Origin of the sequence: Agriterribacter sp. (assembly GCF_035445465.1) — a bacterium.
GTDB lineage: Bacteria > Bacteroidota > Bacteroidia > Chitinophagales > Chitinophagaceae > Agriterribacter.
Genome location: NZ_DAOMQT010000017.1, coordinates 53,183 through 78,403, shown reverse-complemented (window position 1 = coordinate 78,403; position 25,221 = coordinate 53,183). Strand labels below are relative to the sequence as shown.

Below are 25,221 nucleotides of genomic sequence, written 5' to 3'. Positions count from 1 at the left end.
TGTAGTTAATTCATAAGTAATGGGTAAATCTCTTCCAGGCTTGTTTCTCCTTTTTCAAATAGTTCAAAAGCATTATGAGATAAAGTTTTTATCCCTTTTTGTTCCAGCATTTCCGGGGTGCTGATACTTCCCGACTTTATTAATTCTGCTAATTCTTCATCAATTATAATTACTTCATATATCGCTTTTCTTTGCTTATAGCCCGTGTTGTGACATTCAGGACACCCCCTGGCGATGTATTGAGCGCTTATTGCTTTATATGGTTTAAATTTCTGAGGGTATACAATTCCGTGAGAGTCGGATTCTATTTTGCAATGCGGGCAAAGTAACCTGACAAGCCTTTGAGCAACTGCCATATTTAATGTATTAGCAATCAGAAAAGGGGGAATATTCATGTCTATCAACCTTGAAATAATTCCCCATGCTGAATTAGTATGAATAGTTGATAAAACAAGATGTCCTGTAAGCGCCGTTCGTATAGCCATATTGGCTGTGTCTACATCTCTTATTTCCCCTACCATAATAATATTGGGATCCTGCCGTAAAAATGTTCTAAGCGCTGCACTGAAGTTAAAGCCGATATTCTCCTTAAGTTGTACCTGGTTCACTCCTTCAAGTGTATATTCAATAGGGTCTTCTATGGTAGTAATATTTCTTTCATCGTTGTTCAATAACTTTAGTGTTGCATATAAAGTGGTAGTTTTGCCTGAACCTGTAGGGCCGCTGATCAAAATAATACCGCTTCTTTTTTTCGTGCTTTCCATGTACTTTTTCAGATCATCGTCAGAAAATCCCAAAGAGGTTAATTCAATATTGGCTGTATCATTATTCAGCAAACGTAATACTACCTTCTCTCCATACAGGGTAGGCAATACAGAAACCCTTATATCAAATTTCTCATCTTTAAACTCAAATAGAATTCTTCCATCCTGGGGAAGCCTTTTTTCCGCTATGTCAAGGTTGGCTATAACCTTAATTTTATTTACGAGCGAAGGGTATTGCTTTTTATCTAAAATATACCGTTGCACCAAAACGCCGTCTATTCTGATTCTCACCCTGCATTTCTCTTCGTATATTTCTACGTGGATGTCGCTGCTTTTTAATGACTTTGCTTCGGATATCAGGTGTGTTAAAAATGAATCCGCATCACCGTGGTAATATACATTTTGCTGTCTTGTGTCCTTTGTATTTTCCGGAAAGTAAATTTGAAGATTATCTTCTATTGTATTACTGTCCACGGATTCCAGTAATATTTTTTTACCCAGGAACAATTCTATTTCATCCTCAATCCTGTCTTTGTATTTTTCACGGTCTATAAAGCAATGCAAAACGCCGTTTGCATTGCCTGAAGGTATAATCCGGTAAAACCAGGCAAGTTTTGAAGAAATGGCCTGCAGGGCATTAGGATCAATTTTAAAAATGTCGGTATTTTTCATACTATCAGAAGCTTATATAGGATCCAGGAATCATCAGTTATATTTATTTGAAGTGCAGTTTTACTGGTTAGCAAGCACAGGATTAAAAAAACTGCCTGTAACCCTGCCAGTGGTATCGTAGTGAGATTTTGGGGATATAATTTCCCTTTTAGGAAAAGAAGATGCACTATTAAAGCGAAAACTAAACTCGATATAAGATAAAAGAGAAAATTAAGCGGAGAGAAAAAAAAGGCACTCATTAAAAGAAAGAAAATATCACCAGCCCCTATTTTTTTTGTAAGCGCTCTATTACTTTTCTTTTTATAGTTAAGATACAGGAACAATACAGCAAGTTGTATTGTAAGAAAGGTAAGGTTAACGGAAAAGTTTAGAAGCGCTGTTGTATAGGAATTGCTTAACATAATTGAAGAGGAAATTCCCAAAACACCCAATATGGGAAACAATACCCAGCTTACCGCGCGGTACTTATAATCTTCATACCCGATGTAAGCTGCTGTCAGTAAGATTAGCGAAAGGACAATCAAGTACATTTAGTCTGGTGTTACTTCTGTTAAATTCTTATTGTGATCAATTTCCCACACGTTAAACTTTCCATCGCCATCAAAATCTACTACTGCGGTAGCGCGAGCTCTGAACGAATTGGAGGATGCATCAATAATCTCAATCTTGTAATTGGCTTGTCCTCCCTCAGCAGAAAGCTTTTGCTGTTCAAATGAAATATCCTCTAATATGGAAGCGTATTTTGATTTTTCAAAGAAATAGTTTTTTTCAAGTGTATAAACATGCTGTAACTGAAGCTTCGCCTCTGTGCTTTTGGCTTTAGTGATCAAAGGCATAAGATTTGGCAATGCCAGCAGTACTAAAATGCCCATGATTATTAATACTACCAATATTTCTGTAAGCGTAAAAGAACTGACTCTGTAGAACTTAAGCCTGGTTGATAACTTTCTCATAGTAACGTAGGTTGATTGCATTAACTAATGTAGAAGTTTTGAATGATAAAATCAAATAGTTTACAAGTATTTATTTAGTTTCTCTTACCTGCTGTAAAACAATTTACATTTTCATTTGTTCCCCACGGCTTTGTAAACCTTAAAGATTGATCTCACTACATGATTACACTTAATGGTTTTGTAAAAAAGCGGCTAAGAAGCAACAGGGAATCCCGCATAAAGAAAAAAACTGCTTAAAAATACTTTGAACTCAAAAAAGCACTTATTTTAGTCAAAATTATTATCAACCTTAAATCTGCAAGCCTGATGAATTTTCTTCGCACTAACCTGCTTACTTTGACACTATTTGTCATTGTGCTTTTTTTTCTGTTATTTGAATTTGTCTTTTCTGCTAAAAAAATCTCTTATGTTGATTCAGGTAAGCTTCTTAATGGCTATAATGCTATGGTGCATGCCAGAAATGAATTTGAAAGCAAAAAGAAAACATGGGAGGCAAACATTGATTCCCTTACAAGGGAGGTACAGGAGTCAATGGTAAAATATGAAAAAACAGCAGTTTCCGGTTCAGAAAAAGAGCGCCAACTTAGCCGTGAGTTGATCAGCAATAAACAAAAACAGTTGTATGATTATCAAAATGCCATCAATCAAAACGCAGCACAGGAAGAGCAAAGGCTTACCCAAAGTGTTTTAACTACGGTTAATAATTATCTTTTACGATATGGGAAAAAGCATGGTTATAAAATGATTTTGGTTGCAACTAATGGAAATATAGCGTATGCGGATCCTTCAATGGATATAACGGATAAGATTGTCGAGCAACTGAACAAGGAATATACCGTAACAGCAAAATAACTATGATAATGCAGAGAGTAGCTTATCTGAATCTAATATGGATCCTGCTTTGGGGAAGTTGTAGCTCCAATAAAGATGAAGCTTTATCGAAAGCAGAATTAATACGCTATATTAATGATAAAAAAAGCGGGTTAGTGCAAGCGCATAAGGTGAATGGTATTAATGTTACACTTACGTATCAACCCTCTTCCTTTTTTGTGGCCCAGGAAATGCAAACAATGCCCGTAACGGATTCATTGCAAAAATTGACCCTTGAAAAAAAATATGATAATTACTATTATTTTCGTCTAAAGTTTTCTAAGAATGGCAGAGAGGCCATCCGGCAATTAGGAGGTTTTAACGATTATAGCAAGATGGTTCAGGTGCTTTCTTTTCAAATGAACCGGTATGTCAGCCTTATTACAAGTCCTCAACGCGATACAGTGGAGCTTAGCGACTATTTGTTTGATCAGACATACGGCATGAGCGACGGAAGTAACTTGCTCCTTTGTTTTGATAAAAATAAAATGAAGGAATCTGATTTTTTTGATATCAATATTGATGAATGTGGATTTGGAACCGGAGCGCTAAAGTTCAGGATCAGGAAAAGTGATATAGCAAAGGTGCCGAGATTGGATTATAGCAAGTCGTTGTAAAAAGTTTTATCTTGATAAATATGGCGGCACGTATAGCTTGCCGAGATAACGAATGTTGGTTTGCTTATTAACCCAATTCAAGCATCGGACAGCAATATACCTTAAAAGGGATTTACTGTCAAAACCCAAACCAACAGAAAGTGATTATATAATTTTTACAGGCGAAAAAGGAAATTTAAATGATTTATTAAAAGCATTGAGACAGGTGATTGAACACCACGAAATGTGAACTTGAAAAATAATGTGCTGTTTAAATAAAATTTGCAGATAGATTCCTTGTTTCCAGAAATGCCATTTGAAATCACTTACGGTAATACAACGCTTCGTATCCAACCTGTTGATATGGAGAACTGGCTGGCATTCCATATCATTTTCAGCAGTGAACGCAAACCCCTCCTTGTGGTCAGGGCAATGGATTTCAATTCTGGTGAATTCTGGACTTCTATTCCTGAAGGAAGGCAGAAAGAAGCTGAAGGTGTAGGCAGACTGATCGAGGATTATATAAATTTCCACGAACGAAAAGACGATTAAGAATATACCAACTCAGGCACCTCCTGATAAATTACTTCTTCATGCGGATTATCTCTTTTCAGGAAATCCTTATGCAGCGGTGTAGCCTTCATTTCGGCAGATGCTACCTGATAGTTGGCTATGTCTAATATTTCCTGATCGTTAAGGTCTTTATACAACCATGCCTCTGCTACATCTCCCGGCAATATGGTGGGCATACGTTCTTTACTGTTATGAATTTGCTTCATAAGTGTATTGGCATCAGTAGTTACAATCGCAAATGTATCGGTGGTAATGCCGGTATCCAAATTGGTATTGGGTTGCCAAATACCTGCCATATAAAATTCGGGCTGGTTGACCATCTCAATGTGGTAAGGAAATTTTTCCGGCGTTTTTAACAACTTGCCGCTCTTCCCAACTACCTGTACGTGCCGCCATTCATAAAAGCCAGCAGATGGTATCAGACAGCGCCGGTGCAATGCCGCATCCTTGTACATTTTTTCCAATAACTGTTCACTGGTGGCATTCAGCGTGGTATAGGAAGGCTTCCATTTACCTGTTGCATCCTTATAACCATATCTGAAGTTTTTTATCTTCTCTGTTGTATTTACATACGGAGGTAAAAAGCCCCACTGCATTTCCACACGCTCTGTTTCATGTGAATTGGCTTTAGGTCGTATGACCGGATAATCGCCATAGTCAAACCCTTTGTAAATTGCCATTTCATCATTAAGAAAAGCGAAACGCTTTTCCAGCGCTTTCAAGCGGATGTATTCATCCCGTGTTACTTTTATACCGTTGTAATAGCACATTTTTCAATTACTTCATTAGCAAAATTATTAAAAAATATACTTGAAAATAACGAATATCCAATACGGAATTTCTGAAAAATAGAATACAATCAGAATCGAACTGCCAAATTTAAATACCTTTTCTGAATCTATTCTTCCTCTCTGCTGTATCAATTTAATGCACAAGGCAAGGACGCAGGAAACCAATGGAAATGCAAAAAACTGAACTAACAATACCATTATAGCAGTTGGATAAAATGCCGCCCTGCTATAGAACGGATGTCCAAATTTTAGAAAAACCATTTGTAAAACTGCCATTACAGAGGCAAGCACTATTATCCTGATAATTGCTTTCCTTAACTTCTTACTTTTAGATTTTTCAATATCTACCTCAATATCCCGTAGTAAATCGGTAACAGGTCCGGTCATTGCCAAAGTTGTGTTTTACTAAAGTATTAAAATCTTTCAATTCCTGCCGCCCGAAACAATACTTTCTCACCAAACTGCTTTTTTATACTGTCTATCGCCTGGTATAGCCGGATATCTTCCTCAGTGTCATCAAACAGATTGATCTGGTAATTACCCGGAATAATGTTGGTGAAACGTATGCCTATCAAACGTACAAGAACCCTTCGCTGGTATAATTTATCAAATAGTTCACGGGCAGTTTTAAGCAGTATATGGTCAGCATTGGAATAAGGTATTGCCTTTTGTACGGTATGTGTTTCAAAGTCGGAATACCTGACTTTAACTGCCACGCAACCTGTTACCTTATTCTGGCTCCTGAGTTCAAAGGCAATTTTCTCAGTCATGCGTACCAGTTGGCTGTGCAGGAACTGAACATCAATGGTATCCTGGGAAAAAGTGTTTTCGGTTGAAATAGATTTTTGTTCACGATAAGGGATAACGGGGGATTCATCAATGCCATTGGCTTTTTTGGAAAGCTCAATACCACCTTTCCCCAAAAGGTTATGCATCATTTCAACCGGTATGTCCGCCAGTACCTTCACCGTCTCCACTCCCATTTTCAAAAGCAAAAACGCGGTTTGCTTACCCACACCGGGTATTTTAATTACACTAAGCGGCGCCAGGTATGATCTTTCATTGCCGAATGGTATCTCAATCTGCCCGTTAGGCTTTACTTCATTGGTGGCAACCTTGCTGATGAGTTTATTACTGGCAAGGGCAAAGGAAATGGGCAGACCGGTTTCTTTGGTTACTTTTTTACCAAGTTCCTTACTGAACAGCGAACAGCCAAAAAACTTGTCCATTCCCGTGAGGTCAATATAAAATTCATCAATGCTGCTTTTTTCAAACATGGGTACAGTATCGCGGATCACTTCTGTAACCAGATTGGAGTATTTACTGTACTGCTCCATATCGCCCCTAACAACAACGGCATGCTGGCATAAGCGCCTGGCTGTCTTCATGGGCATAGCACTGTGTATACCGAACTTGCGGGCTTCATAACTGCATGATGCAACTACTCCCCTGTCGCCACTACCACCAATCAATACTGGCTTCCCCTTCAGCTTTGGATTATTCAGGCATTCTACCGATACAAAAAATGTATCAAGATCCATGTGTGTAATATGCCGCTCAGATGCCAGCATAGCTTCGCATTTTATATCCCACCTTTTCCATGTAGTGCACTTCCAGACTACACACGTCAAAATCCGCTGTTACTTTTCCTTTGGCCCGGTAAAATCCGTTCCTGCTGATTGGGTAGCGCTTAAATGAATCCGGAAAATGTACCGTGTCAATCCAATCAAGCCTGGCATCTATGAAAGTTCCAAACGACATCACTTCCTGCTTCACCGTTGGTACCACTTTATAGGCAATAAAATAGATCAGCACGGTAATGGTCTTACCAATATGCTCATCCAGGTCACCGGCATATACATATTTTTCAGGATCATCATCCACCAGTGCAAAAGGATTACACAGCGGGAAGCCGAGTATTTCCAACTGATCATACAGATCATCTAAGGGATGATCCACCAGTTCGGGAAGGGTAAACTCAACCGGCTTCTCCTGGAATAAGGAAATACCTGCAGGAATATGAGTTTTATTCTTTGCCTGCAGAAAATTAGCTTCCCAAAGCAATCTTTTTTTTGATTTACCGGTGAAGCTAAAAGCGCCTACGCTTACCAGTAAGTTCAGTTGCTCCCTGGCGATGGCTGTGCGCTCGATAAAATCCTGCAGGTGCAGGTAGGGACCATTGAGCTGCCTTTCTTCCAGCACTAATTCAGCCATTGCCGTTTCCAGTCCTTTGATATGTACGAACCCACAATACACTTCATTGCCTTTTATGTTCGTATAGTAGTCGCTGTTATTTACGCAAGGCGCTTTAATATCGCCACCTGTTTTGAGCAGTTCCAAAAAATAAAGTTCACGGGGGTAGAAGCCGCCAAAGTTGTTGATCACCGCCACCATGAACTCTTTGGGATAATAGGTCTTCAGGTAAAGGCTCATATAGCTTTCTACCGCGAAGCTGGCGGAGTGTGCTTTATTAAAACTATAACCGGCAAAGCTTTCCATTTGCCGCCATACTTCAGCAGCCAATGCATCAGGGTGTCCTTTTTCTTTACAACTGGCAAAGTATTTTTCCTTGATCAACTGGAAGCGGTTGTTAGACCGGTATTTCCCACTCATAGCCCGGCGCAATACATCTGCTTCACCCAAATCAAGACCCGCAAAGTAGTGCGCCACTTTAATCACATCTTCCTGAAACACCATTACGCCAAAGGTTTCTTGCAGCAAATCCTTCATAATCGGATGCAGGTATTCAAACTTGCCGGGGTTATGGTAACGATAAATATACGCCTTCATCATACCGGATTGCGCTACGCCCGGGCGTATGATAGAACTGGCTGCTACCAGTGTGGGGTAATCATCACATTTTAATTTTTTTAGCAATTGCCGCATAGCCGGAGATTCTATATAAAAGCAACCAATGGTATTAGCGCTCCGGATTTGTGCTTTTACTTTTTCATCTTTTCGGAAGGTTTCAAAGTCATGTATATTGACATCAATGCCTTTGTTTTTCTTAATCAATTCCAGGCTTTCCTTGATATGCCCCAGCCCGCGTTGCGACAATATATCTAACTTAAATAATCCGATATTTTCCGCAACAAACATATCCAATTGGGCAGTGGGAAAACCTTTGGGCGGCATGAACACGGTCGCGTAATCATGAATGGATGATTCTGATATCAGTATTCCACCCGGATGAATGGACAGGTGATTGGGAAAGTTTTCCATTAATTTGCCATACCGCAAAATCATTTGTTTGATGCCATCATCAGGCGGGCTGCCTGTGGCAAGTCCGTCAATTTCTTCTTTGGGTAATCCAAAAACTTTACCCAATTCCCGTACAGCAGCTCTATACTGGAAAGTGCTGTACATGCCGAGCAGCACAGCCTGATTTTTACCGTATCGTTTAAGCACGTAATCAATAATATCATCTCTGTCCCGATGGCTGAAATCAATATCAAAATCGGGAGGACTGGTACGGTGGGGATTTAAGAACCGCTCAAAATATAAATTCAGTTCTATAGGATCCACATCGGTAATGCGCAGGCAGTACGCTACAATGGAATTAGCGCCACTACCCCTTCCCACATAATAAAAGCTTCGGCTTTGTGCATAGCGTATAATATCCCAGGTAATCAAAAAATATGCGTTGAAGCCAAGATCGTTAATGATCTTCAGCTCTTTTTCTACTCTTGCTTTTGCCTCTTTATTTTTTCCATACCGGTATGCCAGTCCATCCATAGCCAGCTTTTCCAGCAAATTCCTGTCATCTTCTTTTGAATAGCTGAAAGTCTTTTTGTTTTTATCGGTATGGAAATCCATAGTAATGTTACAGCTATCTATAAGCTTGTAGGTATTGGTAACGATGGATGGATATTGCTTAAAAGCATCCAGTAGGCGGGATGGAGGTACAAAATATTCCTGATCGCTACAGACGGCTTCAGCGGGTAGTTTGGTACCAACCACATTACAGTCAATTGCCCGCAATAGCTTATGCAGGTTATAATAGGCTTTGTTTTGAAAGGTAACGGGTTGGCGAATGACAAGTTTGTCACCAGCACTGTTTACGTCTATACCAAACAGTTTGTTTACTTCCCAGGGCAGAATACCAATATGTTCATTAGCAAGTAACTCCCTGAGTTCTTTCTTACCGGATGGATAAATGACATAACCATCCCACAGATCGTCAAAAAAGGGAATGTTTTCGGTATGGGTGGGGAATGGCTTTTGTTCCTGTAGATGAGAAGATAAAAATGCATTGATCCATCGAAAGCCTTTATTATTGGCGGCCAGTAATATGTACTCCAAGTTATTGCCATTGCGAATCTCCGCGCCAACCACCGGCTTAATGCCGGCTTCCCGGCAGAACTTAACGAAGTCCCAGGTGTCACATGTTGAATTGATATTAGTAAGGGCCAGGGAAGTAACACCTGCGTCCACAGCAGTATTCACCAGTTCCTGTGTGCCGAAAGTTCCATAGCGGAAGCTGAAATATGTTTTGCAGTTTAGGTACATAACAAGAGCAAGAATACAAAAATAAACTAAATAAATTAGCCAATATATGCTAATACAATTAGTATATTATATAAGATTATGGCAATGAATCGATTGCATTGTATGTCACTTCGAGTAAATGTTTTTAGAAATTCCATCCTTTTCTGTTTGGCCTAAACTTTAAGCTGGTTTTTCTTTGCCGACAGTGGATTCATTTGAATGTCGGTTGTGTAACAAGGTTTTGGTAATGCAATTACCAAAATCACAGCTTCTCTTCACTGAATCTATAATCATCGGCACACGGCTTGGATTCCAATATGTTTCGCATACAGTTAATCGTTATTGGAAAGAACATTATTTTTTTATTTGGAAAAATAAATCCCTGTGGGTACTTTCGGTATCTGGTTTGTTCACTAATGCTTCCTTGCATTTATCCATCAAAGATTTTGTAGTTAATAAAAGGAAACTTCTTCCATACCAATTATTTACCAATCCTATTACAAACCTCTTTTTGATTGTTTTATTCCGATATTTTTTAATATCCAAAGGCAGTATGTAACACCCCTAAACCTTAACGCATTTATGAATCAATTTCTTGCAATAGCCAATCGCACGCGATTTAGCAGCTTAGCCATCTTATTTTATTTATTTTCTTTGACAGCCGGTTCATTCACAGCTTTCGGCCAGGTAAGGGGGATTTATGTTGATAGCTCACCGGATGAAAAAATTTCAAAGATTAGCTTTTTCTCCCCTGCTCAGGGTTATGTTGCATTTGACAAATGGATAGGGTTCACTCAGGACAGCGGACGAACATTTACCAAAAAGTATATCACTATCAGCAATGTTAACTACAACAATTACCAGGTAAATCTCACATTTGGTTTTACGATTGAAGGAGTAAAAGCTTTTGATGCGAAAAATATTATTGTTTATGGCGACTATGGATTTGGCCCTTCTATTCTATATTCGACTGACGGCGGTGGCACTTACAAACTAATATTCCATATAGGGTATAATCCTCAAAGATATTATGCGACAGTAAGCGACATGGTGTTTCCCGGGAATGGTAATATGGGCTATGCAGTAGACCTCGGACGGATGCTAAAAACTACCGACAGGGGAAAAACGTGGAACGTTATAAGGTCCGGAACGGATGAATTCAATAGACTTACTTATACAGACACTGACAATATTTTTGCCTTTAATACTGACTACAACAAAAATAAACTATTAAAAACGAACGATGGCGGAAGTACCTGGCAGGAGATACCCACTCCAACGGGACAGATTCATTACGCTTATTTTATCACTCCTTCCAAAGGATGGATCAGTATTGAAAATGATGATAGAGGCGGCATTTATTATACCTCCAATGGTGGTGTTAGCTGGTCATTAAAAAACAACCCCGATGTCAACCCATTTACCGGCATCAACATGAAGTTTTTAAATGATAGCGTAGGCTTTGCTTTGAACGGAACTGGCATTATTTTTAAAACAATGGATGGTGGTAGCTTTTGGGAAAAACTTTCCAGAGAGAAAGCTTATTTAGCCGATGGATACAGCATGAAGGAACTCTCACTATGGGATGAAAACCAATTATGGGCAGGAGGATTACATGGGGCTTTGCTGATAAGCACCAATGGTGGTGGAACACCTATTCCGGCGGCTAATTTCATAATAGATACTACAAATAGTTATGTAACGGGCAAGGTCAACCTAAACAATCATTCTAAGCAAGGTTATACATACAAATGGTACCTGAATTCCGAGTTAATTAGCCAATCATTTAATGCAATCTACCAACATGATATCAACCGCGCATGGGACACCATCGCACTGGTTGTGTCTAACGGTATTACAGAAGATACCCTGATCCGGAATCAAAACTTTGTGATTCCGGGTGTGCCAAACCTTACTTCCTTTTCACCGTCGGCTGGAGGTTCAGGGACAGTAATCAGGATAAAAGGAAACAATTTAGAAAAAATTGTTTCGGTTAATTTTGGTAATGTTCCTGCGGCATCTTTTACTATCCTCTCGCCGTCCGACATAGAGGCCGTAGTGGGAAATGGAGCAACAGGTAGCATTATTGTGAAAGATATTTATCACACAGTTGAAATGGCAGGGTTTACGTATACTGACCTTAATGCATCGCCGGCTCCCACAATCAGTAGAGTATCCCCTGCCGCAGGGCCGGCTGGTACCCTGGTGACGATAACGGGAACGAACTTCAATTCAAATCCTGGAAACAATATTGTCTACTTTGGAGCAGTTAGAGCAAAAGTCGCCTCTGCGTCTTCCGGCCAAATAACCTGCATCGTTCCTGCAGGTACCAGTTTTGCACCGATTACACTACTTAATACCAGCACACATTTGAGCGGCGTATCCAGGACTGGCTTCCAGCTTACTTTTCCCAATGGAGGCAACTTCACATTAAACTCCTTTACTCAAAAAATAACCTACCGTCCCGAAAACAGTCAGTACCAGTTTTATCGTGTATCAGCGGCCGATGTAGACATTGATGGCAAACCGGATATCATTTCGGGCCAGCACCTTTCTCAAAGCAGCATTGTCGTTTATAGAAACACTTCAGCACCACATAGTTTTTCATTCGAAGAAAAGAAGATCATTGCCGATTCTTATGCCTTTGGGTGGGGCTTCCATCTCAATGATTTAGATGGCGATGGAAAACAGGACTTAATTGCAGCAAACAATATGGATTATGTAATTTTTGCAAGAAATAACAGTTCACCCGGCAAAATCATATTTGACCAACAAATTCATCTGCCACTCTCCACAGGTAATTACGGTAACAGCGCTCTGGCTACCGGTGATATTGATGGTGACGGACGACCTGATATTATCGCAGGCGGTGCCTTTATGTCCGTAATATACATCATACGGAACACAAGCATACCAGGAATACCATCCTTTGCTGCTGCAGAAAGCATCGATGTTTCCGCACAATCAGGTTTTATTGGAATTGGCGATCTGGATGGTGACAATAAAAATGAAATTATTTTTTGCAAAACCGACGATCCCAATGGAGTGGTTTTTTCTTACATCAAAAATACATCAACTCCCGGCAAATTCACTTTTGATGAAAGAGCTGATATTGTAGCGCATGGAACAGACAGGGGAGAAATTAACATTGTTGACTTTGACAACGATAATAAATTGGATGTTATTATTGGCACTGCTGTATTCAGAAATACAACAATCAACGGTGTAATTTCGTTTGCATCACCAGTAAATCCTGGCGGATCAAAATTAGGTGTAATAGCGGCCAATCTTAGCGGAGATGATAAGCCTGACCTTGTTTCTGCTGGCGTTTTATTCAGGAATATTTCCACTCCGGGGGAAATAGCTGCTGATCCCGGGGTGAAAACACTACTTTCCAAAGATGCGTCAAGTGCTGTAGACTTTGACCTGGATGGGCGTACAGATATTGTAAACTCGGGGGGAAATGCCATTACCATATATGGTAATAATTTTCCTTCAGAACTGTCCGAAACGATCTGCGAAGGATGGACAACCACTATTGATACTGATCTCTATGGCAGCACTTATCAATGGCAACTGGATAAGGGAGACGGCTTTAAGGAGATATCGCCAGAGGATACCAGCTATTCCGGTGCAAATACACAGTCCCTGTACTTTTACAGGGTACCTTTAACGGCCAGGGGATACAAATTAAGATGTAAGGTTGGTGCGAACTACAGCAGTGTTGTAACCATACAGGTAAGACAAAAAAGGATCCCGAACGTGAACATTACGGCAGATAAAACAAATATTTGCCACGGTACTACTGTAACCTTTATCGCCGATACTTCCGGTTTGGGTTTTGATGGCCATCTTGAATGGATGTACAATTCCAACCAACTGGACCTGGAGGATACAATATATCAACCTGATTATTTGAAGGATGGTGACCGGGTGTGGGCAGTACTCGTTTCCAGTGACTTTTGTAGTGTGGATTTGCAGCGCGATACCAGCAATGTAATTACGATGAGTGTAAAAGGAGATGAACCTGCAATAAATATTCATAGAGATAATCCCGGTATAATCTGCCCGGGCGCCGCGACAACCTTTTATGCGGAAACCTTTTATGCCGGGGACTCATATACTATACAATGGCTGCTTAACGGAACGAACGTTGGAGATAATAATGATACAATTGTACTGTACGATTTAAAAGATCTTGATGAGATACAAGCCAGTTTAACTGTTGCGGCTACATCATGTTCCGGCCAGCAGACTGTGTATAGTAGTGCGGGGCGGGTGAGTGTACACCCCGTTCGGAATCCAAATGTAGAAATCCAGGCTTCAAAAGTTCAGATATGCGTGGGAGAAACTATTACTTTTACCGCCAAAAACAAGAAATATAATGACGGCATGTATAAGTGGATGGTTGATGACAAAGAAACGGGGGGCAATAGTGATACACTGATGACAGCAGACCTGAGAGACGGTAGCAGTGTTAAGGCCATATATACTGCCGTTAATGAATGCGGGGCTCCCTTAATGTCAGAAAGTAATACCTTAACCATCAAAATTAATACTGGACTGGTTGCTTCCATTACCATTGCCTCATCCGCAACAGAGATATGTAAAGGTTCAGGCTTAACATTTACAACAACTGCAGTTAATGCTGGAGCCGTACCAAAATATACATGGTCGCTTAATGGCGAAAACATCGGAGTGAACACCGCTGAATACAGTAATAATAATTTTCAAAATAATGATGAGATCAAAGTCAGAATGAACAGTAATGCCAGCTGTGTTGATACAACTGCAGTAACTAGCAATTCTATTAGAATTAGGGTAAATGAAATCGTTAACCCCGCATTGGAGATTTACGGTGATACTTCGATAAAATCAGGTGAATCCGTTACTATTACTGCTACGCTAACAAATGCTGCAGGCCAGGATATGCTTCAGTGGCAGGAGAAAAAAACAACAGGTGTCTGGCAGGATATTTCCGGTGCGGTACAGTCAAAGTTGGTATACAAGCCTGAAACTTCAGGTGATAAAGTGAGGTGCTTTTATACCACATCAAATCCGTGCGCAGTTGTAAGTGAATTGATAAGTGGAGAACTTACATTTGTAATTTCTCCTGAACCTTCCGGTCGTGAAGTCAGTGCACGGCTTTATCCAAATCCGGCAACTAACGAATTCGTATTGGATTCACTTGACCTTTCAGAAGATTTTGTGCTTTTGGAAATTACAGGCATGAATGGCATAAGTAAGCTTGTAACTAAAAATATTAAAGGATTGACCACAGTGCGGATTCCTGTGTATATGTTAAGCAAAGGGCGATATATAGCCGTACTGGTAAAAAGTAATGGTGAACGAAGGATTGTACGATTTGTAAAACTTTAACGCGAAAGGAGGAGTCTGAAATTTTGTTCCATTCTATGGATGCTACCCTTTTGTAGCCGAATCAAATATCGGGTATGGCAAGCCGTACCCATGTATTGAGGATTGAAGATGAATAAACCTGGGATAGCTTCTACGCTTGCGTAATTTGCTTAGTCCGATCAAAGTTTCGGCCGACGCAACTGAATCATTTCAAGCTTTTCCCCTCCGCACTTCGTCCTTAATTATCTCAATGCCACAACCAATCCAAATGGAAAAGTTTTGCTTCATCTTTTTTTTGCAGGAAGCAACAAAAAGTATAATATTGAACTAACAGTCGTTAGTTTAAATATATTTCAAATGGCTATCAGCAGAAAAGTCTATACGCTTGACGAATTCACTATTCAGCAGTTAAGGAATTTCCCCAACGCCACCGGCGAGCTTTCGGGTTTGCTGAGAGATATTGGACTTGCGGCAAAAAGAGTGAACGTGGAAGTAAACAAAGCGGGGTTAGCGGATATACTTGGAGAAGTCGGCATGATGAATGTACAGGGTGAGGAAGTAAAGAAATTGGACCTGTTTGCAAACAATCAGTTTACAGGTGTTTTACAGCATGGCATCAGTTGCGCAGGCATTGCAAGCGAAGAATGGGATGACTTTGTAGCATTCGATGATGAGGTGAGCTGTCAATCCAAATACATTTGTCTATTTGATCCATTGGATGGAAGCGCTAACATTGACGTAAATGTTTCTGTAGGAACGATATTCAGTGTTTACCGTCGCCTTACAGCAAAAGGAACTGTAGTTAGGCTGGATGATTTCCTGCAACCTGGTATCCGGCAGGTAGCGGCAGGTTATATTGTTTATGGTTCATCCACCATTTTGGTGTACGCCACCCGCAGAGGCGTAAATGGATTTACATTGGATCCTTCCATAGGAGAATTTTGTCTTAGCCATCCTGATATTAAATGCCCTGCGCATGGAAAAATATATTCAGTCAACCATGGCAATTTTTATCGCTTTGACAAAAGGGTACAAAACCTTATCAAAAAATATCAATGTAATACAGCGCAGGAAGGTGGGCCATATACACAACGCTATATTGGCAGTATGGTTAGTGATATCCACCGCAATCTTCTAAAAGGGGGAATTTTTATGTATCCGGCAACAACTGATATGCCACAGGGAAAACTAAGGTTGCAGTATGAATGCAATCCTTTTGCTTTTATTGTGGAAGTGGCCGGTGGCATGGCCACGGATGGCTATAAACGCATATTAGATATTGTGCCCACCGGTCTGCATCAGCGCACCCCCTTATTTATTGGTAGCCGTAATATGATGGAAGAATGGAAATGAACAGGTGAAACCACTAATAGTTATAACAATGGTCTAACTTTTTACACTATATAATGCAATTCATCGAGGTAAACAGACCATCTATCGAATTGTATAACGGAAATACTTAGTTAAAGTAAATGCAAACCTATATTTGCATTGGTTTTTCATAGGATATTGGATTTAGAAACGGGGTGCATTTTTATGCTGCCCCTTTTTCCCAAATTAGTTGCAAATTTTATAAACATATTTTCTTAGAATCTTAAAAGACTTTAGAAAGGCAAGATTGATGGTATTCATTTCAGGTCAGATAGATTGGCTGTGCTTACTTCTGAAGAGGTTGTCAAAAGTCTGGGACAGCCTCTTTTTATTAAGTGGAAGCATTTTTTGATGATTTTCGGACATAGTTTCCTCCGGTTTATAAGCTCGCATATACGGATTTATAGAAATCATTCCGTGTGGTATTGGTTGAAGGCTTTGAAAAAATAAAAGCAAGAATTTTTGGGTTGAGACAGAACCGTGTTTGGACAAAATTAGATGTATTTCTTCAGCATCATTTGTGACGGTATGCATAGTATCACTAACAGCGGAAAGCCATTTATCGATCATCATATTGCTTCTTGATTCAAATTTGTACAGAAAAAGCCTCAAACAGGCAGATTTATGGTATTTGCAAAACAGCTTCGTCGTTTATCCATAAACCTGGGTTACTTATATTTTGAACTTCCCTGGTTTTGGTATAAAGTTCATCATGATATTACGATTACTTAAACAGTAATTATGTTTCATTGATATTTTTGGAAATGAAAATTTAATTTTATTTAGTGATTCCACAAAAGAAAGCTACCATTGCATGAACGATTATCTAATCCTCATGCCTAAAATCACCGAAGCCTATGGCAAAAACGTTTAGCTTATCATTAGAAGCCGGTGAACCATTTCAGTTTATTAACGGACTTCCTGCCGGTTACAATGGCCCGGTATTAGTGGGTGCTGCCTGCTCTTTTACGAAATCAAATCTTTCGGAATTAGTGCTGCAGGAACTCCGGGGTGAGGAGTATGATATAAGATTTATTATCGGAAAATTCCTGAAACAATTTTATGCAAAAGGAAGGATACACACCGAGGGTTTATACAGCAATCTAATGTTCAGAAGCAGTGCCCGAAAAAAAGTACTACGTCTTGGTGAAACGCATTTACGAGAGGGGCAATACAACTTTTTTTATACACAACCTTCTGAATGCAGTTCCTATTTTGAGATGGGCAAAGAATTTCGGATGATGAATATCTTTTATTCGCCCCTTCTCCTGGAAGAATTAGTACCTTTTTTCCCGGAATTAAAATCAGTAATTGGTGCTAATCCAGGGGTTCTTATCACCCAAAAACCGTTTTGGCTTCCGGTTACTATTAAAGAAATAACGAATCAGTTATTTAATTGCCCTTATGATGAAAACACCCGGCAATTTTACTTTGATTTAAAAGTGAGAGAAGTATTGTACCACATGCTTGAAAATGTATTCCGGCAGGGTATGAATAAACTGTCCTTTACTCCATGGGAAATCAATCGCATTCATGAAGCTAAAAAAATACTACTTGATCATATTGCCAGTAAGCCACCATCTATAAGAGAGTTATCCAGGCTTGTAGCACTTAATGAGTATAAACTAAAAAAGGGATTTCGTCAATATTTTAACTCCAGTATAGGCCAATGGATGCAGGAAGAAAAATTGCAGTATAGCCGGGAGCTTATTTTAAACACTAATAAACCCATCAAAGAAATATGCACGCTGGTAGGCTACCCTCTAACAACAAATTTTATTACTGCTTTCAGAAAGCGCTTTGGAGTGACTCCTGGCGAGCTGCGAAGAAAATAATCCTGATTGCAAAACTTTTTATACCTGTTGCATAGCAGTTAGTTCTGATAAAGAGCAAATGATTTTGGAAATTTACCAAACCAATTAATGCAACATGAGGTTACTGCTTAAAAATACCAGAATAGCCGATATTGTCTCCGGAATTTTCATCATCCTGTTTACTTATACCGCCGTAAACAAACTTATAGATTACCCTACATTCAGGATCGCCTTAGTGCAATCGCCTGTTCTTGTGAACTGCGCAAACTTTATGGCTGTTGCAGTTCCGGCAGTTGAATTATTGATTGTTATTTTACTCGTTTTTTCTGCTACGCGAAAAGCGGGACTATTTTTTTCTTTGATCTTAATGGTTGCATTCACCTTATACGTTAGCTACCTTATGTTCTTTGCCAGCGAACTGCCGTGCAACTGTGGAGGGATAATGAAAGCATTGACCTGGAAACAGCATTTGATAGTAAATGTTATTTTGGTTGCCCTCGCAGCATGGGCATGGTTAGTTATAAAATCAAATAAAAATATTATTGCAATAAACAGGAATAGCCGAACACCTGCATAAAATAGTAGGCGCATTTAATCAACAAAATATTTTATTATGAAAAAGTTTCGTTTTGTATTGCTGGCGTTGGCAGTGTCTGCAATAACATTTGCATTTACAGCTTCACCTGAAAAAGCGTCTTTTGCTGACGTGCATGCCTTCACTTCAACAGGCATCTATATAGACAGTGCTCCTGATGTAATGACGTTAAAGAATGATAACTGCCCAGGTTCTGATCAAGTCTTCTGCGCACAGGTTTGGACACAAAAAACTGCGCAAAATAAACCTGCAGGAACTCGCTTGCCAGACATTCTGAAACCTTAACCTTCGACTGTTACCACAAAAAGAGGCCAACTTCAGGAATGAAGTAGCCTCTTTTTTTTAGTAATACATGAGAAAAAAGCTGTTGTCAGAATAGGCATTTATAATTCGTGGCAGGCAGTTTATGGTTTTTCATTATCTTTTATAATAACAACGTCCAGCCATCTTTCCTCCATTATTACTTCAAGGTCAAAATCTTGAAGAAAGCGATTGACCTGGGTAATACTTTCAAATTTTTTGGGCAAACGGATGCTTACCCTTTCTTCGTACCCAGTTTCATCAAAAAATTGGAATGGTGACCAGGGGTATCTGCCAAAATTCAATACAGTTTCAACAGGGTATTTTAAGTATACATTTTCTAAAAAGAGGGTATCCTTTTCATAATAGGTTTCTTCCCTCCCCGCAGGTGCAGTAGATATAAATCTTTTTTTAGTGCTTATTTGCCTGAGAACAATACAGGGAACTTTCCTCTTTTCCGAATAGCTTGTAAGGTTGAAAAAGCGATCCAGCTCATCTTGCATTTCTGAACACGCTTTGGCTCTCGTAGTATCACGCCACCAGCTATCATAGCAAAATGCATTTTGTTGATTTTTAGTTTCTTTCAGGCGCTCTAAAGCGGTTTTTTCAATGATTAATCTGCTATAATTAAAACCTTTGCCCCACTGACCATAAGCCATAACGTATAAGTTCTGAAAATGAACATTTGTAGCTTGTGCTCTTAAAAATCCATTGTCAGGATGTATATACATACCGTTTGAAGCAGGCAATCCGGGTTGATGCGAGGATATGATATTGTACTTAAACATTTTATTCAGGTCAATGTTTTTTATAAGTGGGTCAAAAAGTGAGTATTCCATATTATCCTTTTTTAATGGCAGGTTAAGCTTTTCACTGGCTATCAGTGATCTTATATTTTCCCGGTTAATGGAAGTATGATCTGTAATGGCTTTGATTTTACCGTCTTTACCGATCCATATTTCGTGTGGAGCAGATGCATGCGGAAAGATCAGGTGCAGTAAAGTGTCTGCTACTACCGAAGGTAGTTTTACATGCTTTATTCTATTTATGGTATTGAATGTACGAAGTGTTTTTTCTTTAGTTTCAAATGTGACCAGCAGAATATTCAGGTCATCTTTAAACTCTTTCTGTATCGAATCAAGCTTTGGAAAACTCTCAATACAGGAAGCGCATGCAGTAAACCAAAAATCTATCAGTAGTGCCTTGCTGCCTACAAAGTCAGTTAGGCGAGCACTATCTGCTGTATAGTTAAGGATGGGCTTTACTTCAACACTAATGATAGGGTCGCCAATCTGTAAGCCTTGCGCTGTGGTTGTTGAGATTGATAAAAGCCAAACAACTACCGTAAGTACATGTTTGTCTACCTGGAACTTCGAAAACTTCATTGTAAATGTGTTTAATGTGTTAGAGATAGTTTAATAGCCCGGATTTTGAGCTAAGGAGGGGTTGCGCTGGATTTCTTCCAAAGGAATAGGAAATAGTGTGTCCGTTGGCTGCCATCCTGCTTTAATTGGCGACAGCACATCGGCAGATTTTTTTGTGCGCTTTAAATCAATCCACCGATTTCCCCATTCAGCAAAAAGTTCAATCCGTCTTTCGTGAGCCATGGCTGCAAGCAGTTCTTCGGTTGTACTTGCCGGCGTGTCAGGCAAGCCGGCACGTTTTCTTATAATATCCAGATCATTCTTTGCCTTATCAATTTTCTGCTGCCATGTAAGAGATTCTGACCTGATAAGGTATTGCTCTGCCAAACGGAAAACCATATAGTATTCTGTTACCGGCTGACCATATGCACCAATCTTATATTTGTGTGGATAGTAATAGGTTTGCCCCTGCACGGTTTTCGATGACACCCAACTGCTTTTTCTCAAATCATCAGTTTCAAATGAGCTGATCAAATAATCTGTTAAAGGGAAATTAGGAGGACCAGAAGACCAGTTTGCCGGAATAAAAGTGAGTCCCTCGGTAGTATTATACCCTCTTGTAGGCATAATTTGCCAGATGGCTTCATTACTTGTAGCCAGGAAAACATTATTGGGGTCAGGCTCAAGGGAATAATCCCCGCTGTTGATGATAGAAGATGATTCCTGCTCTGCTAATGTCCATTGACCTAATATTAAATACACTTTTGCTAATAAGGCAGTGGCTGCCCATTTGTTGGGACGCACCCGTTCATTTGTAGGATATGAAGTACCTAAAAGTGCCTGTGCATTTTTTAGGTCAGTAATAATTTGTCCGTACACGGTGGTAGTTGCTGTTCTTGCCGCTTTCTGATTCTCCTGGTAATCTGTTTTTAGCAATAACGGGACATCACCAAACAAGTTGACGAAATAATAATAAATAAACGCCCTGCATAAATATACTTCGCCAAGCAACTGATCCCTGACCTGTACCGGCAGATATGTGTTATTCTCAAGCCCCTCGGTGCAGGCGTTGGCGTGATAGATAAGGTTAAATCCTTTCTGCCAAAAATCATTTTTAAGTACCGAATTGCCCGGAGATATTGCGTTGCTTGCAAATTCAGCCAAGGTTGTGCTTGTTGTATTTGAACTATACAGCTCATCAGAAGTTAATCCTGTATATACAGTTACTCCGCCGGAGGATATAACAGGGAGTGTTACCAGCATATTTGTATATATTCCTGTAACTGCTGATGTTGCAGTTTCCACATCTGTAAAAACAACCTCGGCGCTTAGCTTGTCAATAGGCGGTTCTACTTCAATAAATTTCCTGCAGGAAGATGTTGTAAGTAAAAGGAATAGTAATGGCATAATGTGTTTAATATACTTCATTTTGGCTTGGCTTAAAATTTCAAATTAATGCCCACTGCTATTGTTCGTAGTGTGGGCAAAGCATAGTAATTCTGTGTTTCGGGATCAGTCCCCCTATACCCGGAAATAGTGAAAAGGTTTTGCGCTGATACGAAAATTTTTGAATTGTAGGTTTTTATAACCTTAAATATGATTGCTGGCAACTGCCATGCGACAGACGCCGTTTTTAACCTTATAAATGAAGCATCGCTGTAAACCCCGTTTGAATATCTGAGCAGCTCCTTAGCTGCATACACTTCATTATATGTGATCGTCGTGAATTTTTGAATTACTGTTACATCACCCGGCTTTTGCCAGCGGTCAAGCACATATTTAGGTTGGTTTATGGGGAAGCCTGGAATAGGGAAATTGCTGTAGATTGAATACAGGTAATTTAGGCCTGTCTGCTTTTTAAAGTCAACAAAAAAATCCAGCTCAATTTTTTTGAATGTAAGCGTATTCCTGATACCGCCGTAATAGCTGGGGTCAGTATTTCCTTTAACGATAAAGTCTTTCGGAATTGAAACAATATTATCCTTATCAATATCTTCAAACTCAAAAACTCCTGTTGCAGGGTTGGTGCGCAACGAATTGAGCTTGTATATTACATTTAACGATTTCCCTTCAACGTAAGTAGTCGAGTATCCGGATGAGCTTAACCCATTGAATCGAACTAATTTGTTGGAAGGGATACTGATATTGGCTGAAACTGACCAGTTGAATTTTTTTGATTGAATGGGTATTGCTGTAAGTTGAAACTCAAAGCCGTCATTCTGCACAAGTGCAGGAAAATTGCTTATAATAGTGCCAAAACCAGTTTGGAAGGCGAGACCATATTCAACCAGTTGATTGCCGCTTCTGTTATTAAAGTAGACGGAAGAAAGATAAATACGATCTTTAAGGAAACCAAGCTCCAATGCAGCTTCAAATTTCCTATTTATTTCCCAACTATAAAGAGGATTAAATAAAGCTGACGGGTAAAGGGTAGATGCGCCCTGGTAGGTATAATAGTTAATTGTCCATGCATCTAAATACCGATAATTCCCGATCTGGTCATTTCCGGTTAACCCATAGCTTGTACGTATTTTGCCATAGCTGATAAAAGGCAATAATTTTTGCATGAATTTTTCTTCCTGAAAGAACCACGCTAACCCAACGGCACCAAAATTTGCAAAGCGCTTACCTGGTCCAAATCTGCTGGAGCCATCTCTTCTGCCAGTCAGGTTCAGTATGTATTTCTGATTCCAATTATAGTTTATCCTGCCGAACAATGCCGCATATTTATAATCGGAGAAAATATTATTAGTATAGGTTAAAGTAGCGGCGCTGAGCGAATTTAACAGGTTGTCGCTTTTATATCCTTGTGCATCAACCGAGAGCGCATTTTGCTTGTTTTGTGAAAAGGTGGATCCGATAAGAATATCCAATCTTCCTTTTCCCACCAACCTTTCATATTCCGCATGTGGCTCAATTATCCAGCTTTTGTAAACGTTGTCAGAAACGCTCAGGCTGCCTGTAGGGTTATAAATTGGTATTTGTGCTGAAATGGGGACGGTAGACTTTTCTGATACCTGCATCAAATTATAGCCAAAACTGCTGCGAATAGATAAACCTTTTACAATCCTGTATTCTACCTGGAGGTTGCTGAGAAGATTATCTGTTACGGAGGCATATTTGAAGTGCAGGTATGCAGCAGGGTTATCAAAATAATACCCTCCTTCTTCCCAGTTCAATTTTCCATCAGCAGTGTAAAGCTGAGGTGCGTTAGGGGGGATGGAAAGAAAAGATGAAATTGATGCATTGATAAGATTGTTCTTTGCACTTGAAAAGCCGGAGGCCAACCTGACAGAGAACTTATTATCGTTGGTAGAATAGCTGATATTATTAGTGAAAGATATTTTGTTTGTACCCATATTCCCGGGAAATACAGTGCCTTCTTTATTATAGCCGGCACTTAAAAAAAGCTGGATATTTTCATTGCCGCCGGAAAGCCCGACCTGCCCATTATATGTACGGGAGGTATTGCCGAGCATAGCCTTACTGAAATTATTATTCCTTGTAGTATCCCATATAAGCAGATCTGGGGCATAGCCTTGCGATGACGGATCAGTTGATTCTGTAAAACCATCATTCGCAAGAGCTTCTCTGCGCATTTCAATATATTCAGCAGTATTCAGCATTTCAGGCAATTTTGGAACTTTGCTCCATCCCGTGTAAAAATTCGCAAACACTCTCATCTTTCCTACAGTTCCCTTTTTTGTTGTTATTAATACAACGCCGTTGGCGCCCCTGCTGCCATATATCGCGGTTGCATCGGCGTCTTTTAGTATTTCTATGCTTTCTATATCCAATGGGTTGATATTGGCAATAGGACTAAGTCCTGATGTACCGCTACTGGTAGTAAGAATTGAATATTGGATATTGATGGGTTGATTATTCGCAGCAAGTGGTACGCCATCTACTATGATCAGGGGTTCGGAGCCCTGGTTAAGGGAATTCTGCCCCCGCACCTGGATTTTTATACTTCCTCCCGGCATTCCACTTGACTGAGTAACTACCAACCCCGGCACTTTTCCATGCAATGCCGCAAGAGGATCCAGGACGGGTTGCTGCGATATTTCCTTACTATTTACTTTCCCAATATTTCCTGTATTCAGGCGCCGCGTTGTTTTACCATAAGCCATTATCACCGTTTCGTCTAACACGCCCACTACCAACTTCATTGTTATATTATAAAACGCCTTTTTGCCAATTGCAATTTCTACCTTTCCGTAACCCACAGAAGTAAATTCAAGAATGTCGTTTTCCAAAACAGCTTTTAATGTGAATTCTCCCTTTTCATTGGTAAAAGTGGATTTCTTAGATTTGACAGCAGTTACTGTTATCCTAAGCAATGCATTGCCATTTTCGTCAACAACTTTACCGGAAACATCTATTGTTTGATCGGGTTTTGTTTCTTCTCTGTCGGGTTTATCGAGCACAACTACATATTTGTCTTCAATAGTGTAAGACAATGGCTGGTTCACAAAACAATAATCCAGGGCTTCTTCAACAGTTGCGTCTTTTAACTGTAGGGTAACCGGAAGTGCATGCTTTATCTGCACTCTTGTATAGATAAATGAATAGCCGGTTTGCCTTTTTATTTCTTTCAGGGCTTTTTCCAGGGGCTCATTGCGAAGTTCAAGAGTAACGGTTTGACCGTAACCACGGGCGGTAGCCTGGAGGCAGCCCAGCAGCGTTAACAGAAGTAAGAGCCTCATAGTCAG

At 39.8% G+C, this 25,221-nt stretch carries 17 protein-coding genes; 8 read left to right on the top strand and 9 right to left on the bottom strand.

Annotated features, from left to right (window positions below):
* Positions 1–5 precede the first annotated feature (5 nt).
* Complete coding sequence (locus PLE34_RS10865) at positions 6–1,436, bottom strand: GspE/PulE family protein (protein ID WP_324556769.1); 1,431 nt, start codon at positions 1,434–1,436, stop codon at positions 6–8.
* Positions 1,437–1,966: 530 nt separating this feature from the next.
* On the bottom strand, positions 1,967–2,389 hold the full coding sequence (locus PLE34_RS10860; protein ID WP_324556766.1) for a type IV pilin protein: 423 nt from the start codon (positions 2,387–2,389) through the stop codon (positions 1,967–1,969).
* 306 nt (positions 2,390–2,695) lie between these two features.
* Here PLE34_RS10860 and PLE34_RS10855 point away from each other — a divergent pair, with 306 nt between their 5' ends.
* The 3 genes from PLE34_RS10855 to PLE34_RS10845 all read left to right on the top strand — a co-directional run bounded on the left by PLE34_RS10855 (position 2,696) and on the right by PLE34_RS10845 (position 4,407).
* Complete coding sequence (locus PLE34_RS10855; protein ID WP_324556764.1) at positions 2,696–3,241, top strand: OmpH/Skp family outer membrane protein; 546 nt, start codon at positions 2,696–2,698, stop codon at positions 3,239–3,241.
* Positions 3,242–3,249: 8 nt separating this feature from the next.
* Positions 3,250–3,876: a hypothetical protein gene (locus PLE34_RS10850; protein WP_324556761.1), complete on the top strand. Its 627-nt coding sequence runs from the start codon at positions 3,250–3,252 to the stop codon at positions 3,874–3,876.
* A 288-nt stretch (positions 3,877–4,164) separates the two neighbouring features.
* Positions 4,165–4,407: a hypothetical protein gene (locus PLE34_RS10845; protein WP_324556758.1), complete on the top strand. Its 243-nt coding sequence runs from the start codon at positions 4,165–4,167 to the stop codon at positions 4,405–4,407.
* On the opposite strand, the gene PLE34_RS10840 is transcribed toward PLE34_RS10845, so the two are convergent.
* The 4 genes from PLE34_RS10840 to PLE34_RS10825 are packed head-to-tail and all read right to left on the bottom strand — an operon-like array spanning position 4,404 to position 9,728.
* Positions 4,404–5,198 carry an SOS response-associated peptidase gene (locus PLE34_RS10840; RefSeq protein ID WP_324556755.1) on the bottom strand — a complete coding sequence of 265 codons (795 nt, stop codon included), beginning with the start codon at positions 5,196–5,198 and terminating at the stop codon, positions 4,404–4,406. The two genes, PLE34_RS10845 and PLE34_RS10840, sit on opposite strands and share 4 nt — an antisense overlap.
* Before the next feature lie 27 nt (positions 5,199–5,225).
* A complete protein-coding gene (locus PLE34_RS10835) occupies positions 5,226–5,606 on the bottom strand; it encodes a hypothetical protein (RefSeq protein ID WP_324556754.1) in 381 nt (126 codons plus the stop codon).
* 26 nt (positions 5,607–5,632) lie between these two features.
* Entirely contained in the window at positions 5,633–6,790 is a 1,158-nt protein-coding gene (dinB, locus tag PLE34_RS10830; protein WP_324556752.1) for a DNA polymerase IV, read from the bottom strand.
* Positions 6,777–9,728, bottom strand: a complete 2,952-nt coding sequence (locus tag PLE34_RS10825; RefSeq protein ID WP_324556749.1) for a DNA polymerase III subunit alpha — start codon at positions 9,726–9,728, stop codon at positions 6,777–6,779. The genes dinB and PLE34_RS10825 overlap by 14 nt, the downstream gene beginning before the upstream one ends.
* 561 nt (positions 9,729–10,289) lie before the next feature.
* Between PLE34_RS10825 and PLE34_RS10820 the strand changes: the two genes are divergently transcribed.
* The 5 genes from PLE34_RS10820 (at position 10,290) to PLE34_RS10800 (ending at position 19,130) form a co-directional block, all read left to right on the top strand.
* Entirely contained in the window at positions 10,290–15,086 is a 4,797-nt protein-coding gene (locus PLE34_RS10820; protein WP_324556747.1) for an FG-GAP-like repeat-containing protein, read from the top strand.
* Between the two features lie 336 nt (positions 15,087–15,422).
* Positions 15,423–16,418 (top strand): class 1 fructose-bisphosphatase, encoded by a 996-nt coding sequence (fbp, locus tag PLE34_RS10815; RefSeq protein ID WP_324556745.1) that lies wholly within the window; start codon positions 15,423–15,425, stop codon positions 16,416–16,418.
* A gap of 875 nt (positions 16,419–17,293) precedes the next feature.
* On the top strand, positions 17,294–18,271 hold the full coding sequence (locus tag PLE34_RS10810; RefSeq protein ID WP_502875871.1) for an AraC family transcriptional regulator: 978 nt from the start codon (positions 17,294–17,296) through the stop codon (positions 18,269–18,271).
* A 94-nt stretch (positions 18,272–18,365) separates the two neighbouring features.
* The gene (locus tag PLE34_RS10805) at positions 18,366–18,827 is read left to right on the top strand and encodes a MauE/DoxX family redox-associated membrane protein (RefSeq protein ID WP_324556740.1); all 462 of its coding nucleotides are present in this window, start codon (positions 18,366–18,368) and stop codon (positions 18,825–18,827) included.
* 36 nt (positions 18,828–18,863) lie between these two features.
* Positions 18,864–19,130 (top strand): hypothetical protein, encoded by a 267-nt coding sequence (locus tag PLE34_RS10800; RefSeq protein ID WP_324556738.1) that lies wholly within the window; start codon positions 18,864–18,866, stop codon positions 19,128–19,130.
* A gap of 119 nt (positions 19,131–19,249) precedes the next feature.
* On the opposite strand, the gene PLE34_RS10795 is transcribed toward PLE34_RS10800, so the two are convergent.
* Genes PLE34_RS10795 through PLE34_RS10785 form a run of 3 tightly spaced genes read right to left on the bottom strand, consistent with a single transcriptional unit; the run spans position 19,250 to position 25,215 of the window.
* Positions 19,250–20,530 carry a TlpA family protein disulfide reductase gene (locus tag PLE34_RS10795; RefSeq protein WP_324556736.1) on the bottom strand — a complete coding sequence of 427 codons (1,281 nt, stop codon included), beginning with the start codon at positions 20,528–20,530 and terminating at the stop codon, positions 19,250–19,252.
* Between the two features lie 30 nt (positions 20,531–20,560).
* Positions 20,561–21,916, bottom strand: a complete 1,356-nt coding sequence (locus PLE34_RS10790; RefSeq protein WP_324556734.1) for a RagB/SusD family nutrient uptake outer membrane protein — start codon at positions 21,914–21,916, stop codon at positions 20,561–20,563.
* Positions 21,917–21,948: 32 nt separating this feature from the next.
* Positions 21,949–25,215, bottom strand: a complete 3,267-nt coding sequence (locus PLE34_RS10785) for a SusC/RagA family TonB-linked outer membrane protein (RefSeq protein WP_324556733.1) — start codon at positions 25,213–25,215, stop codon at positions 21,949–21,951.
* Positions 25,216–25,221 lie beyond the last annotated feature (6 nt).